The sequence below is a fragment of the Brucella intermedia LMG 3301 genome (genome assembly GCF_000182645.1).
Lineage (GTDB): Bacteria > Pseudomonadota > Alphaproteobacteria > Rhizobiales > Rhizobiaceae > Brucella > Brucella intermedia.
The window spans coordinates 63,382-77,313 of the sequence record NZ_ACQA01000002.1; the positions used below are offsets into that span (position 1 = coordinate 63,382).

Sequence of the window (13,932 nt, forward strand, 5' to 3'; positions counted from 1 at the left end):
TTCATCTGCCGGCTCCGCTTTCCCAAAACACCGGCGAGCGGAAGAGCTCTCGCAGACGGATTGAAAGGCCATTTCTACTGGCAGTAAGGTGGCTTCTTGTCACCGACCATGCCGCAACCACGCTTGATTTCATCCCTGATCATGTCGCACGAATTGCTTGCATTACACGGCGGGTGCGTTGCAGGTGAGATCTCCTTGCATTGATTAACAAGAACGTTTGCTGCCTTCGCACCGATCTCCTGTCTGCATTCTGTCGAGGATTCGGTGTCAGCCTCGTCGGCCATTTTTTTCAGCCAGCCTAATTGTTGGTTAAGGTGATCAGCTCTTTGGCGTGTTAGAAATTCCTTGCAATCTGCTTCTGAAACCATGATCGCATAGTTTACTTGCTGATATCGGCACTCACTATCGCGATACTTGATCCAGTTGCGTTGGCTCTCCTTGAGCTGCATTTGATTTGAGGCAGGCAGAGAGTTGACTACTTGGCTATAGAGATTATTCAGTCTGCGGTCTGCCGCTTTCAGGTCGGCGTATGCGACCGACGACTGCATTATTGCGAGGATAAGGAAACCCGCAGTCGCTAAACGTTTCATGTCCTGTCCCAACCTCTTGTTGTCGTGCATCCTTCAGTCCAGACGGTACCAGTTCCCGTTGCAATAAACTACTTGGTCGTGTAGCCGCCATTTACCAGAATGGTCTGACCGGTCATCCACCAGCCTTCAGAGACCAGAAGTCGTACCCAGGGAACTATGTCCCCAATATCTGTCAGTCCTGTTTTCGAGAAATTCGACAACGCTGCAGCTGTTTTGTGATAGGCAACCGCGTCGGCGCCTTCAGCTGGGTAAAAAAACGGCGTATCCATCGGGCCAGGTCCGATAGCGGTTACTGAAATACCTCGTTCTCCAAATTCCTTTGAAGCTGCGCGCGTGAAGTGTTCCACCGGAGCTTTTGTGCCGGCATAGCTGGAGTAGAATGGCGTATAGGCGCCGAGCAGGGAGGTGACGAGCGTGCAGATCTTGCCATTGTCCTTTATTTGTTTGCCGGCTTCCTTGATGAAGAAAAAAGCGGCTTTGGCGTTCACCGCAGACATCTCGTCGTATTCGGCTTCCGAAATCTCGGCCATTGGCTTCTTCAATACCTTGCCGACGGTATTAATAGCAATATCCGGCTTGCCAACTGCTGCAATGGTGTCGGCAAACAACTTCTCGGTTGCACCGGCTGTGACAAGGTTTGCCTGAAAGGCGACTGCCTGGGCACCCAATGCCTTCACTGCGGCTACCGTATCGTCGGCATCGGCCTTACTCGTCGCGCTGTTGTAGTGAATCGCAATCGCCCCTGCGCCGTGTACGGCGAGATCCCGCGCAATGAGTCCGCCAAGATTCTTCGCGCCGCCAGCAATAAGAACGGTTTTACCTTTGATGGAATGATCAACCATTAACGCGACTCCTTCAACTTTTTATCTACAGGTAACCCGGAGGCTCTTTCCGGCTACGTCTTGAATAAATCGGGAGACCGCTGTCAGTTAAATGAGGGCGGACTGACAGCGGTCTGTCACGATTGCTGATGTTGAATACGTTCGGGCGTCAACATCAGCCCTCGGTGACTATTTTACCATTTCATGCGAAAGCCCACTGTTCCCTTGACAGAATAGCTGTCGCCGAAGTTGTTGAGGCTGGTGTTGACAAGGCCCTCGCCATAGATCGAATACTTGTCATCATCCCAGTTATAGGTCCCGCCGATACCCAGACCGCCCCAAACGCGATCATTGCGGCTTGCAAAGCTCACTCCCTGAACACTGACCTTCGTTCCTTCAAGGAACTCATAGTAGAGATTGGCGATGGCGTAGACGTGGGTCCGGTCAAGCAAGCCCTTGTCATTCTGCCATGAGTTTTCATGATCAAGTGTAAGCCCGAGACGGCCCTGCAGGCTCTCGCCGTGATCAATGCTGACACGAGAACCGAAAACATCGGTAAATGCGTCAAAATCCACGTTCGAATAGACGAGCTGTGCTTGTGGGGTGAGGGACCATGCCGGGTCAATGGCAATCCGCTTGCCACCTTCCAGCGAGAAGGTATAGCCGAAGCCGTCATTGCCATCGGCCAGATTTGTGTTGGCAAGAAGGGAATTCAGATCGCTCGTGTACCACGTCACCTGTCCCTGGCCGTCGAGATAGAAGCCGTTTTCGCCATACCACGTCAGTGTGCCGCCAAAACCGTAACCGTCCGTACGGATTTCACCATCGCCGTAAACGGAGTTTATGTCTGTTTTGCCATGGGCGTAATGGATCGTCACTCCACCAATCAGCTTGCCGTTTTCGGTTTCAGTCAGCAGTCCATCAATACCGGCCTGGAGTTTGAAAACATTCTGGTCGTAATCGGTAGCCGAGGCCGAGAAACGAGGTTCGATGCTGTTATGGGCGCCTTCGATACGACCCCAGACTCCGTTGCCTCCAATCGCAACGCCAGCTTCTTCGGGAGCGGCATAAGGCGTTCCGACCGGATCAGCGCCCTGCGCAACAACTTTGTTGCCACTACCGGCCCAAAAGCGGTTGCCAACACGCTGCTGTAGGGTCGGTACGCCATTAAGACCAAGCAAGGCCTGAGGATACGCCTCATAGCTCGGTACACCGGCTTGATACAGCGGCGTTTCAGGTTCAGTAGGCTTGAGCTGTGAACGCAGATACCAGTCTCCGTCAGAGGGTGTTGAAGTGCCGCCCTGGTAAAGATGATAGGCGTATGCGCCTGCAACAACCGCCTGCTTGCCGCCAACCGTGTAATCGCCGATGAGCGAGAACGAGCCATTGGAAGCTCCGTTCACTTCGATGATACGGATACCTTCATTAGTCTGCGCGCCGGTTCCACCGACATTGTTGACGCCAACATTCGTCGTGCCCGATGTATCGCCATTGACGATGATCATATCCGTCTTGGAGTTGTCATCACCGAGCGCAACATCGAACAGCATCTGTCCGCCATTGCCGTTGTAGTTTCCACCGATGATCACAACATCGCCCACGGCATCATCGACCGTGGTGATAGTTCCGGCGTTGGTCACATCGCCGCTGAACGCGTAAACCCCGGCTCCGTCGCCTGTACCAACAAAAGTCGAGCTTGAATCAATCGTCATATTGCCGTCGAAGTCGAGCGACGCCATGCCGTCAAGGGTAGAACCGTTGTTCAGGAACACACCGGTCGTTCCTTCATCTGGCTCACCGACATGCCATGCACCGCCATCAATGGACAGATTGGCACCGTCCAGCTTGACGACTTCCCAATTGGTGATCTTGCCGCCATTCGTGGTCGCAGTCACACCCTTGAGCGTGAGCGTATCGATCATGCCATCGGCGACGGAAGTGTCATCGCCACCGTCAAGCACCTGCGAACCATCATAGCTCGATGCACTCACCGTTGCGGTATCGGAACCATCCTTACCGTAGAAACCACCAGTCAGTTTGCCGCCCGTCCAGTTGAACGTATCATCGCCTTCATGGTTGGCGATACCGTCATTGCTCTGGGGATCGTCCCTGTCATCGCCGTAAATATTACCGCTATAGCTTCCACCAGCCAGATTGAAGGTATCGTTGCCGAGGCCAAGGATCGCATCGCCGGTTACAGTGCCAGCGCTGTTAACAATGACATTGCCCCCGACCGTATCCGACGCGGTCGAATTACCAGCAGCACCGCCATCCCGAATGGCGATCTCGGATGTTGCCCTGACTGTTGCCGAAGCTGCAATATCGATGGTCGAGCCGTTTGCTGCTATCGTTTGGATGCCCGCGCCCGCACCGCCGGTTACTGTACCCACAACGCTGACCAACGTCGCGCCCGTACCTTGATTCCGAGCGAGAATAGCGGTGTTGCCAGCAATAGAGCCTGCGGTCTGTTTTACAGTCAGATCGGTTGCGCTGCTGCGATTTCGCGAATAGACGCCGTAGTTACCAGAAGCGATCACGTCACCAGACAATGTAATTGTCGTTGATCCGGTTCCCGTGTTGTCTGCGAAAACACCATAAGTACCACCGTTGACCGTTCCGGATGTCTGGTTGACAACGATGTCCTTCGCTGTGCTGGCGTTAAAAGCATAGAGACCGCCAGATACCGCTGCCGTCACATTTCCCGCACTGACGATCGTCGTTGAACCCGTACCCTGATTATTGGCATACATTCCAAAATAATTGCCGGAAATCGCTCCGGCGGTCTGGGTAAGGGTAATATCCGTCGAAGATGCATAATTGTAGGCATAGACACCATAGGTGTCATAAACTAAAGCGCCAGTTGTCTGGGTCTGGTTTATGATCCCAGCAGTTGTGATCGATGTAGCTCCAGTACCGCGGTTATCTGCGCGAATACCGTGCGTATAGCCTGTGATCGTACTACCTGCTTCCTGGGTAATGGTGATGTCTGTCGCGGTAGCCTGATTTGCCGCCCATATGCCATTATCACCTACACCGTTCACGTCCCCGGAGACACTGATTACGGTAGCACCAGTTCCATATTGAGATGTATGAATGCCATCCCGCGCACCAGAAATGGTGCCGGCTGTTTGGCTGACGATTATATCTGTTGTGTCAACGTTATTACCAACGTAGATGGCATGGTTGGTTGTTCCGGTCACTGTCCCCGACGTTGTGACCATTGTAGATCCCGTGCCATCATTGGCGATATAAATAGCATCTGTGCCGGTTATGCTACCATTCGACGTGACAGATACGTCGCCAGTAGCATCATTGTAAACATCAATACCTCGGTCACCAGAAGACGTGATGGAAGAAGCATTTTGGTCCGTTATGCTTATGCCGCCACTTGAACTTACAACAAAAGCCGGGCCAGCGCCGGCCGAAAGACCAAAGCCCTGCTGAGTGACAACTGTAACATGCGGAGAGGATGAGATAGCGACCGATGTATCGCTGCCGGAAGCAGGACCGGAACAAGTCCAGGTTCCCGAAGCTGGCGTGGTTTCCACACAGCTACCTGCCCGCGATGGTGAAGACCAAACAAAGAGCGATGCAAACACCGCAGCTGAAACGGCTGACAAACCTGTAAGGGACAGCGTAAAGCTCGCTTCACAAGGCGCTATGCCACCAGCAACTCCCTTATACTTGCCGACACGACCTCCACGAAGCCAAGTCACTTCAGGCTGATCATTATTTCTGCTTTTTTTTCGCCCTGGTTTCATTGATGTCCCCTTCCACATCTAACTTGCATCCCTGACGCAGCCAATTTGCGTCGATATAATAATATCCGGCGTTGATGGCCGTCGATTTCTGGAAATCTGAATAATCATTTCCAAACCCGGATACTGTTCTCAAAATTTTCGAAAATGCCGCGCCCGTATCTGGAACAAGATAGAGAATACTTGTATCGCTCAACGCAAAATCACCATCGTTCATGTGATACTTGTAATCGGTATGTCTAACAGCATGCACTCATAAGGCAATTGCAGAAACTGGCACAAACTGTCACTTCCTGTCATTGCGGCGCCATTTCTTGTTCTGATATGAGCATCTGCGTCATGGCCGGTTCCAGAGCCGGGCAATTCCGGGTCTTGAACGTGCATCAGGAACGGCGGCGTGGCAATTCCGATAAATGAGGTTCGGATGATCGGTCCAACAACGGTCGTTATTCCGCTTTGGATACGGTACTTGCCCCAAATTCTGCCTCAATGGGAAGCGAGAAGCAAAAAGTTGATCCCGTGGTATCGCTGGCCATCAGTGTGATATCGCCCCCATTCTGTCGGGCAATCTCGCGTGATATGTAAAGTCCCAGGCCAAACCCTGTTGTAGTATGGCCAGGCGATCTAAAGTATTTCATAAATATCAGTTCACGCTCATCTGGAGTGATGCCTTTGCCTTGGTCAGTCACCGTAATAAGAGCCATATTGTGATCAGTCGACAATTGGATATTTACTGGAGAATTCTCAGAAGAGTACTTCAGCGCATTTTGTATCAGGTTGTGTAGAACAATCTCTATAAGGGCGCGGTCACATTTAACCGGCGTTCTGCCACCATTCACGAAAGTAATGCGATCAGCGGCAGCCTCATCAAATCCCATCCGTGCCGTGTGTATAATCTCGTTGAGATCAAATACATCCGCTTGCCCGGATTGTGATTGTCCCGCATCTATCCGGTCGCCAGCCAGCACGTTTTCGATTAGCAATGCCATACGTTTAACAGTGCGGCTTATTTTGCTGACGCGTAACTTTATGCTGTCTGTGCCATCAGCCAATGAAATGAGCAGGTTGTCAGCAGCAGCTGCAATCACTGCCAGCGGGCCCCGGAACTCGTGGGACACCACGGCTACAAAGTCCCGTTGCTGTGCAAGAGCATCGTTAACCGAGTCGAGAGACTGCTGGAGCTTTATCTCAAGCAGCCGGCGGCGCTCCACCTCGGCTTCAAGTGACGCATTACTCTCCGCTAGTTCTGCCGTTCTCTCCTGTACTTTGATGGTCAACTCGCGCTCGGCTGCCTGCGAGATGGCCAGAATGCGATCCTGCTCTGCTCGCTGACGGCGTTCGGTACGTTGGTCAACCAAACGACCAGCAAGTACAATCAGCGCAAGGCCCAAGGCTGCAACGCCCCCGGCGGCGACAAGATATTGCCGTTGTAGAGCGCCCAAATAATCGAGCGGCGCCAAGGTAAGTAACTGGTACTGCGCGTTACCCAGCGGCTGATGCCGTATCAGATAGGAGTGGCCGTCGATCAACCACTGGTCGCCCCCTTCCACGTCCGCAATTTGCTGCACGGCCATCGCCTCTCCTGGACTCTCGTCGCTGTTTGAAGGCTGCAGGGTTTCGGGCGGCAAAACCGCCGCAACGTTGCGTAGCATGAATGTCGCAGAAGATGCCGTCGTTACTCGTCCCTGGCGATTCACGATCAATGCGACGTGTTGACCTGTCAGATAGCGTGCCATTACCGGTGCGTCAAACCGCACCGTAACCGACCCCAGCGCCTCGTCGCCAGTGCCCTCAATCCGACTGGTAACAAAATACGATGGCATCTGGTTCAAGCGAGCGATACCAAACAGTTGCCCGCTACCATCGCGCAATGCATCAATTAGATATGCCCGGCCGGTATAAATCTGTCCCACTATGTTAAAGCGATCAGCCCACTGACTGGATGTTACGGTATCGTGTGACAAATTGTTCATATAAATACGGGCATAGTGAAGGTCGTCCGATAGCCGGGTCATGAAATCGCCGACCAGACGAACGAGGGGGTCACTTGTAAGTATAGCTGCCCGCTCTTCACGCGTTAGTTCCGAGAAGCCCGGGGGATCAACCCGATAGCGAGACGCAAGTTCGATTACCCGGTTCTGCTTAGCAACCATGTTGGCGACGCTGTTCATCTCCGTGAACAGCCGATCAACAACGCGCGCCGTTGTCTGTGCCTCATACTCGGCGCTTGCAGCCAATCTCCTGGTCTCAGCTGATACTGCAAGGTGGGAAATCCACCAGCCAAGGCACGCCACTATAGCCAGCCATGCTACGGATACGCCCAATGTCAAAGGCGATAGAATTTGACGCAGCGGCGGCCCGATCTTGACCTTTGCCCGGGTCAAACAGCTTTTAGACATAAGCGGCGATACCGTTCAGATTTTTGATACCGTTCAGATTTTTAGTTGTTACTATCAGCCGGATTATCGGGATTGTCGACCCCACATCCGGCTCCATGGCAACCAACGTAATTCCCTTGTGTATCAAAGTTTGGATTGCCGTCCTTATCGAACTGAGGCCTGGTATCGATCTGTTGTTCCTCGCGGCGGCGACGCTCCCTTTTGCGCTCACGGTCGCGCTGTTCTTGAGCATAAATGCGATCTTGTGCGCGTTGTTCATCCTCATCGTGGCGTGCGCTCTGTTCCATCATACAGTTTGCGAATGCATCAGTGCCGGGCCTGAAACCGAAGGAGGTACAGTTGTCCCGGTATACATCATCTGCGGTAACGCATCCGGCAACCGCCAAGGGTAAAAACGCAAGCAGTAAATGTCTGGGTTTCAGGCCTGTCATTCAATTCTCCCATTGGAACGTGATAAAGGTATAAATTGATTCAACGCATTCGAATGTTTTTCATGCCGGAGTGTCAGGTTCTGGAAATATTAAGAAGTGATAGTGACATGAAGTCTATCCACGAATATGAACATTCGTCGTGGGTCTTGTAATATTTGAAGGAGGGCGGGCTGCACGGTTTTTACTAATCTTGACTATCGACCAGGCAGCCAACTCCATGGCAGCCGATGTAGTTGCCGTGGGTATCGTAGTTTGGTTCCCCGTTTCTGTCGAACTGGGGCGTCGTATCGATCTCACCGGAGTCATTCGGTCGGTCAACATTACATCCAATGCCGTGACAGCCATTATAGTCGTCCGTATCACGGTGGTTGCTCGTCGTGTGATGGTGCTTCTTCGGATGATCCGTCAACATTCCTTCAACAATCGCTCCCAGTACCGCGCCCGCTACTACCCCGCCAACATCATGGCCTCGGTGATCGTACTGGCGTGCTCCTGGATCAAACCCGTCGCCACGACCGTGATGATAGCCACCCACATCCGCAAACACACCCGAACACCCTTGAGCCACCCATATATAGCGGCTTTTCGGGTTGTATCCCCATGTGCGGTTTAATATGCAAGAGGCACTCGATGTCTGATGAATGAGCTGTGGCCTGGACAGGGGGCCAGCATAGCATTCATCATATTTATAGTCTCTGGATCGGCACTCTACTGTCGTTTGTGCCCCAGCTTCGAAGACGACGGGCGGTATGAACGTCCCACCAGCCAAAACCATTGCAGCTATTGTCCATCTAGACATCATCAACCTCCGGATACGGGGAAATTTCTGAGCAACAGGCTCCCGGCTTTTCATTCCATTAGAAGAACACACTAATTGATATACTGATATCCTATCAATAGACTGTTTTGTAAAATGATGAAAATTAATATTAATGCAAGCACTGTTAGCTATTACTGATATAACTGACGTTGACCGTCTCCAGCGCCATTAAACGAACAGGATGGTGAATTGGTTCTTGCTCGGGCCTTTTGAACCGCGGAGATAGCACAAAAAATTATCTACTCGCTCAATCGGCATGAGCCTGTGCGTGAGGCGATCCAGGATTGAGTTTGGGGACGAGGCATTATGCAGAACAAAACGCGTGTTATAACTTCTCGCAGGTAAATACCTCGACTCGCAGTTGGATCGAAGGACAGGGCGGCAAATGTCGGTGAAGAAAAATGGCTGTGAGGCTAAATCCGGTCAGGACGTTATTATTTCAACTGATTTCGTCGAGGAACGCCTGAGGAATGATTTCTGGCGGGAGGCTTCCCGACCCTTTTATGAAACGACACCGATTCCTGGAAGCAAAAGTGGTCGACTGGAGGGTGCCATAAGATCTCGCGAGATAGCCGGGTTTACTCTGGCTTCCGTTACATTTAACTCTCAGCGATATAATCGCGACCGACGTATAATAGCATGGAGTGGTCTGGATCAATTCCTCGTTGCGGTTGTAAAGGGAGGGGAAATCCTGGGCGACGCCGCGAACAACAGCCTGACGGCACGATCGGGAGATATCTGTATCCTTGATCTAACACAAGTTCTTCAGAGCGACGTGACCGCGGGCGGCACTCTGTCTACTCTTATACCGCGCGGAATTCTGGCGAAGGCGACGGGGCATGCAAATCTGCATGGTGTAGTACTGCAAGCACATCTTCCGATGACGCAGTTGATCACTGCTTACCTCGAGGGGTTGAATGGCCTGAGCGAACATCTATCGAATGACGAAATTGTCGCAGTGCAGGAATCGTTGGTTACGATTCTGGCCGCCGCCTTGCAAGGTTTGCGCGCAACAGGGATTGAAGAACTTCGCCCCTTAAGCATTGCCTTACGTCAGCGGGTTCTGGATTATGTCGATCGGAATCTCAATAATCCGGAACTTAGCCTGGACTTGATTATTCGTCGTTTTAATGTCTCGCGCGCGCATCTCTATCGTGCGTTTGCGGAAGACGGTGGCATTGCGGGCGTGATCAGAGACCGCCGACTCGACGCAGCTTTTCTTGAGATCACGCAAACAGACATGATTCCGCGATCGATTGCCAAAATCGCATTTGAACACGGATTTTCGAGCGCTAGCCATTTCTCGCGTAGTTTCCGTGAACGTTTCGGCTTGATGCCCGGTGAAGCGCGGCGCGAGCGGTTGTCTGAGCCGCTTGTTCCGGAACTTCGCGCACACTTGTTGAGATTCGGGAGTGGCGTTGAAAGAGCATGCCGGATGAGACCGCTGGGCAATAAAAGTGAGACATCTGGATAATGCACCAAAGACGTCATTGCTATACGAGGAGCGGATTGGCAAGAGTTCGCGTTCAGTGAGCAAGATTTAGCCGCTCTTCTGCTTGCCCCCGCGGACCTGTATGCCAAAAAGTTGCCGATACCGGTAACGTCGTGAATACTTGAGATTGACAATGTCAGATATCTTACGAAATCGCCCCAATTTCGACGAGAGACGTGGAAAAGATGATGCCGCCAGTATCCCTCTCGTATATGTGGTCGATGATGACGACGACTTCCGCGAGGAAATGGTCTTTGGTTTAGCCAGTCTGGGCTTGAACACTCATGGGTTCGAATCCGCTGCAGCTCTGTACCGAGCATATGCAGCCAAGCCGTCAGACATTGTTATTCTCGACGTCGGACTGAAGGGGGAAAACGGGCTATCCGCGGCCGCGCATTTGAGAACATCGCAATCAGTCGGCATTATTATGGTGACAGCTCGCGGTTCTATTGATGATCGTATTAATGGTCTCGAATCTGGCGCCGATGCCTATCTCGTCAAACCAGTGGATGTTCGGGAACTCGCTGCTACTGTGACGGCGGTCTTTAATCGTCTGGAGAAGCCCATAACTGTTTCGCCGTGTCCGTCTCCTGAATGGGCACTGGTGGAAAGCGGCTGGGTCATTACCGATGGCCGGGGGCATCGTCTGCGGCTCACGACATCCGAACAACGGATTTTGAGCCGTTTGTTGGTTGAGCGCGGCGCAATAGTTGAGCGGCATGATCTGGTCGTTGCGCTCGGAGAAGATATTTATGAGTTCAACTATGCTCACCTGGATACCATTGTGAGTCGCCTGAGACGGCGGGCCAGAAAAGCCGGGATCGTGCTCCCTTTGCATGCAATTCGCGGGAAGGGCTTCACCTTCGCCGATTGAAAATCGGTTCTGCAGTTCGCTCGATAAAGTCGACAGCAGCGGCGAGTGGGTGGACCGAACCACCTTGATCATCAGGCTCGCCGGGTTTGATGCTCGAAAGTGTGCGGTGGCGGTTTCAGGTCTGGCTGAAGTCAGATACATCCTTGTGTTGAAGCGTGAAACCTCCGCAATGTTAGACGCGAATTCCACCCGGGTTCGTGCCCCTTCCTCTTTTCTGCCGGAGACGGGGCCCCATCCCTTCAAATCAACCGGTCTTGAATTCACAAACCCGACGTCCCCTTGTTCTATCGGAAAGGCTTTGACGCACTGCTTTGCAGCGAAAGCGCCTTTTACCTAGACGGTAAAAAGCGGGGGCTAACGGCAGCTTCGCGAATACTTTTTTGATTTATCATTTTCCGGACTTAACGAACCGGTTGACTGCGGCGGCTGTGTCCATTTCCTTGCGTCGAAAATAAATGGCGCGACCGCAGCGGATGGGGCGGTGCCCCTGTACTATAATGATCTGTTCATCCTTGCGCATAGACTGGGTAACCTCATGCGGCATTATAAGCGGTCGACGCTGGAAATTGATGCTTTCAGATTTTCGGGAAAGATGGCTCTTATCCCATCCTTTGTTGCGTGAACTGTTCTTCACTTCTACCGTCATCTCCCCGCATTGCGCCGACACATTACGCGCGGTATCGAGCGCCTTGATCGCAGCGTAGCTTGCGAATGCGCATCCATCGATCCATGAAACTGCACCATCTTTGCCAAAATGGCGTTCCAGTTGGCCAACGGACTGGTACATCAGCATCAAGCTGATTCCGTATTTGCGCCCGCGATCACGTGCCTCTTCTAGTATGCGCATATAGCCAAGCAGATCGACCTCATCGAGCATGAACAAAACCCGTCGCCGGAATGCGCCATCCGCCTCCATCATTGCATTGATTAACGAGCCGATGATTACTCGCCCGATTGCCGGGTAGGAGCGAAGGATTGATGCAGGGATATTGAGAAATACGTCTTTTTCGCCCTGGGCTATTTGCGCTGGTTTAAAGCTGTCTCCGCAGACAAGGGATGCGTAATTTGCCAGGGATAGCCACTGGGTGTCCTTCGATGCCGTAGAGTAAACGCCTGAAAATGTTTGCTCTGTCATGTTGACGAAAACGCCAAGCGTCTCGCGAATAAATGTCGAGACGGAATTTTCCTGAACCTCACGCAGCATGGCAAGAACCGACGTTTCCGGTTCGGAAAGAATTTGACGCAGGCTGTGCAGATTTCGCCGCCCGGAAAATTCTGGCGATAGCATTACATGCGCCAACAGTCCTGTTAGCAAATTGTGTGCTTGGCTCTGGAAAAAAGACCCCGTTGAACTTTCAGGGCAAGCGCTTTCCGACAGCAGCATATGTGCGATGCTGACGATGTCTTCTTCTTTTTTGATCGACGTTTCGATCCCGTCAAGTACATTAAAACCGTTAACCGGGTTGGCGGGGTCGAGCACCACGACGTCTCGCCCGAGCCTTTTGCGGCGATGCTCGATTACCATCGATGCAACCTCGGATGACGGGTCCAGGCAAACGATCGGACCACTATAGACAAGGGCTGTGGGCACGACATTACTGGTCGTTTTAAACCCACCTGATCCCGCAAAAAACAGCATATGGGTTGAATCGAAATTCTGATTATAAGTCAGGAGTGGAGCTTTTCCACCGCGCCCCCAGGTAGACGGATTGACCGGATCGAAAGGCAGTTCATGGATGAGTTCCTTGTCGACACGATAGCGCTCGCCAACAACGATTTCGCCGTCCGCAGGAAAGAGCTGTGCCGCCGCCGACATCGGTAACCAGTCTGCATCTCCAAAGATTCCGCGACGAGCACGCTTCACCGTTTGGGGCACAACGCTAGAGATGCGCACGGATACCACTAAAACAACAAATCCAATTGCGACGCTAACCAGGGTCACCATATCGAGGAATGATAGAGCCTGATCCCATTGCAGGACTCCGCTTTCTACGAAAGGGGAGATGCGGGTGATCTCGCGCAGCGTGTAAAAACCCACAATAAGCAGAAAGCAAAACAGGCTGACCATGGCGACCGGTCGGCGCCGGTGCAGCGGTAGCAAGCAAACCGTCAGCAGTGCCCCAAGCGGCCCCGATAGAAGCACTGGTACAGGCGCAGCACGCATAAACCAGTACTGGAGCTTTCCTGACAAGCCTGCGGCCAGTTCGGTCCAAAACCAATGCGCGACATAAAAAGTAAAGCCAGAAAGAACGACTGGCACAAGAGCGAAAAGCAGACCCGGGAGCGGTATTGCTCTAATCATCAAATGCGATCTCCCTGGTTTGAACCTGGATTTTCTTCTGGCACTTCAGACCTGAAGGCAATTTCGCCAATTTTGCGCAACCGGCGGTATTCGGGTGTTCCGGGCGAAAGTTTGGCCAGTTCCAGCAGACCTCCTAACAGGAATGCCCGATCGACCCTCGACAATCCGGCCCGCACGACAATCGCCCCCAGCAGGCGTTTGCTCCGCGCTTCTGTCTTTCGATCAATTGTCTTGCTGGACATACGCCGTTGCTCCAGTGTCGCCATTCTGGCTCTTCAGAGGATAAAAAGCCTTGCTGTAAGGCGTTGCTCTTGTGGGTCTTGCGAGAAGACGCGTCGTTCGTTCAAACATCCTTTCCGTCTGGACAAGGGGTTCGCCCGGCCAGCAGTCGTGCAGCCGTTTCATACGGTGAGCTAATTTTAGTGTTTATAGTTTTTTATGTTCC

General features: G+C 52.4%; 11 protein-coding genes. 2 read left to right on the forward strand and 9 right to left on the reverse strand.

The window, feature by feature from the left end; all coding sequences use genetic code 11:
• Positions 1-74: 74 nt before the first annotated feature.
• The 7 genes from OINT_RS12835 to OINT_RS23015 all read right to left on the reverse strand — a co-directional run bounded on the left by OINT_RS12835 (position 75) and on the right by OINT_RS23015 (position 8,852).
• A complete protein-coding gene (locus OINT_RS12835) occupies positions 75-590 on the reverse strand; it encodes a lysozyme inhibitor LprI family protein (protein WP_235691670.1) in 516 nt (171 codons plus the stop codon).
• 68 nt (positions 591-658) lie between these two features.
• Positions 659-1,432, reverse strand: coding sequence for an SDR family oxidoreductase (locus OINT_RS12840; RefSeq protein WP_006468263.1), 774 nt, complete (start codon positions 1,430-1,432; stop codon positions 659-661).
• A gap of 173 nt (positions 1,433-1,605) precedes the next feature.
• Positions 1,606-5,172: an autotransporter outer membrane beta-barrel domain-containing protein gene (locus OINT_RS12845; protein WP_006468264.1), complete on the reverse strand. Its 3,567-nt coding sequence runs from the start codon at positions 5,170-5,172 to the stop codon at positions 1,606-1,608.
• Positions 5,141-5,386: a hypothetical protein gene (locus OINT_RS23595; protein ID WP_006472038.1), complete on the reverse strand. Its 246-nt coding sequence runs from the start codon at positions 5,384-5,386 to the stop codon at positions 5,141-5,143. The genes OINT_RS12845 and OINT_RS23595 overlap by 32 nt, the downstream gene beginning before the upstream one ends.
• Positions 5,387-5,615: 229 nt before the next feature.
• Entirely contained in the window at positions 5,616-7,406 is a 1,791-nt protein-coding gene (locus OINT_RS12855; RefSeq protein WP_006472039.1) for a sensor histidine kinase, read from the reverse strand.
• 203 nt (positions 7,407-7,609) lie between these two features.
• Positions 7,610-7,999 carry a hypothetical protein gene (locus OINT_RS23010; protein WP_006472040.1) on the reverse strand — a complete coding sequence of 130 codons (390 nt, stop codon included), beginning with the start codon at positions 7,997-7,999 and terminating at the stop codon, positions 7,610-7,612.
• Between the two features lie 184 nt (positions 8,000-8,183).
• Entirely contained in the window at positions 8,184-8,852 is a 669-nt protein-coding gene (locus OINT_RS23015) for a DUF3011 domain-containing protein (RefSeq protein ID WP_006472041.1), read from the reverse strand.
• Positions 8,853-9,204: 352 nt separating this feature from the next.
• Between OINT_RS23015 and OINT_RS12870 the strand changes: the two genes are divergently transcribed.
• Both OINT_RS12870 and OINT_RS12875 read left to right on the forward strand, forming a co-directional pair.
• Positions 9,205-10,293 (forward strand): helix-turn-helix domain-containing protein, encoded by a 1,089-nt coding sequence (locus tag OINT_RS12870; RefSeq protein ID WP_006472042.1) that lies wholly within the window; start codon positions 9,205-9,207, stop codon positions 10,291-10,293.
• Between the two features lie 151 nt (positions 10,294-10,444).
• On the forward strand, positions 10,445-11,185 hold the full coding sequence (locus tag OINT_RS12875) for a response regulator transcription factor (RefSeq protein ID WP_006472043.1): 741 nt from the start codon (positions 10,445-10,447) through the stop codon (positions 11,183-11,185).
• 388 nt (positions 11,186-11,573) lie between these two features.
• Here OINT_RS12875 and traG read toward each other — a convergent pair whose 3' ends face one another.
• Together traG and OINT_RS12885 are read right to left on the reverse strand one after the other, a co-directional pair.
• Positions 11,574-13,487, reverse strand: coding sequence for a Ti-type conjugative transfer system protein TraG (traG, locus tag OINT_RS12880; protein WP_085979565.1), 1,914 nt, complete (start codon positions 13,485-13,487; stop codon positions 11,574-11,576).
• Positions 13,487-13,729, reverse strand: coding sequence for a conjugal transfer protein TraD (locus OINT_RS12885; RefSeq protein ID WP_006468271.1), 243 nt, complete (start codon positions 13,727-13,729; stop codon positions 13,487-13,489). The genes traG and OINT_RS12885 overlap by 1 nt, the downstream gene beginning before the upstream one ends.
• Between the last annotated feature and the right edge of the window lie 203 nt (positions 13,730-13,932).

What these genes read in the sequence shown, in the direction of transcription:
- traG (WP_085979565.1), bottom strand. Translation starts at nt 13,487, where the DNA reads ATGATTAGAGCAATACCGCTCCCGGGTCTGCTTTTCGCTCTTGTGCCA.
- OINT_RS12870 (WP_006472042.1), top strand. Translation starts at nt 9,205, where the DNA reads ATGTCGGTGAAGAAAAATGGCTGTGAGGCTAAATCCGGTCAGGACGTT.
- OINT_RS23010 (WP_006472040.1), bottom strand. Translation starts at nt 7,999, where the DNA reads ATGACAGGCCTGAAACCCAGACATTTACTGCTTGCGTTTTTACCCTTG.
- OINT_RS12885 (WP_006468271.1), bottom strand. Translation starts at nt 13,729, where the DNA reads ATGTCCAGCAAGACAATTGATCGAAAGACAGAAGCGCGGAGCAAACGC.
- OINT_RS23595 (WP_006472038.1), bottom strand. Translation starts at nt 5,386, where the DNA reads ATGAACGATGGTGATTTTGCGTTGAGCGATACAAGTATTCTCTATCTT.
- OINT_RS12835 (WP_235691670.1), bottom strand. Translation starts at nt 590, where the DNA reads ATGAAACGTTTAGCGACTGCGGGTTTCCTTATCCTCGCAATAATGCAG.
- OINT_RS23015 (WP_006472041.1), bottom strand. Translation starts at nt 8,852, where the DNA reads ATGAAAAGCCGGGAGCCTGTTGCTCAGAAATTTCCCCGTATCCGGAGG.
- OINT_RS12875 (WP_006472043.1), top strand. Translation starts at nt 10,445, where the DNA reads ATGTCAGATATCTTACGAAATCGCCCCAATTTCGACGAGAGACGTGGA.
- OINT_RS12845 (WP_006468264.1), bottom strand. Translation starts at nt 5,172, where the DNA reads ATGAAACCAGGGCGAAAAAAAAGCAGAAATAATGATCAGCCTGAAGTG.
- OINT_RS12840 (WP_006468263.1), bottom strand. Translation starts at nt 1,432, where the DNA reads ATGGTTGATCATTCCATCAAAGGTAAAACCGTTCTTATTGCTGGCGGC.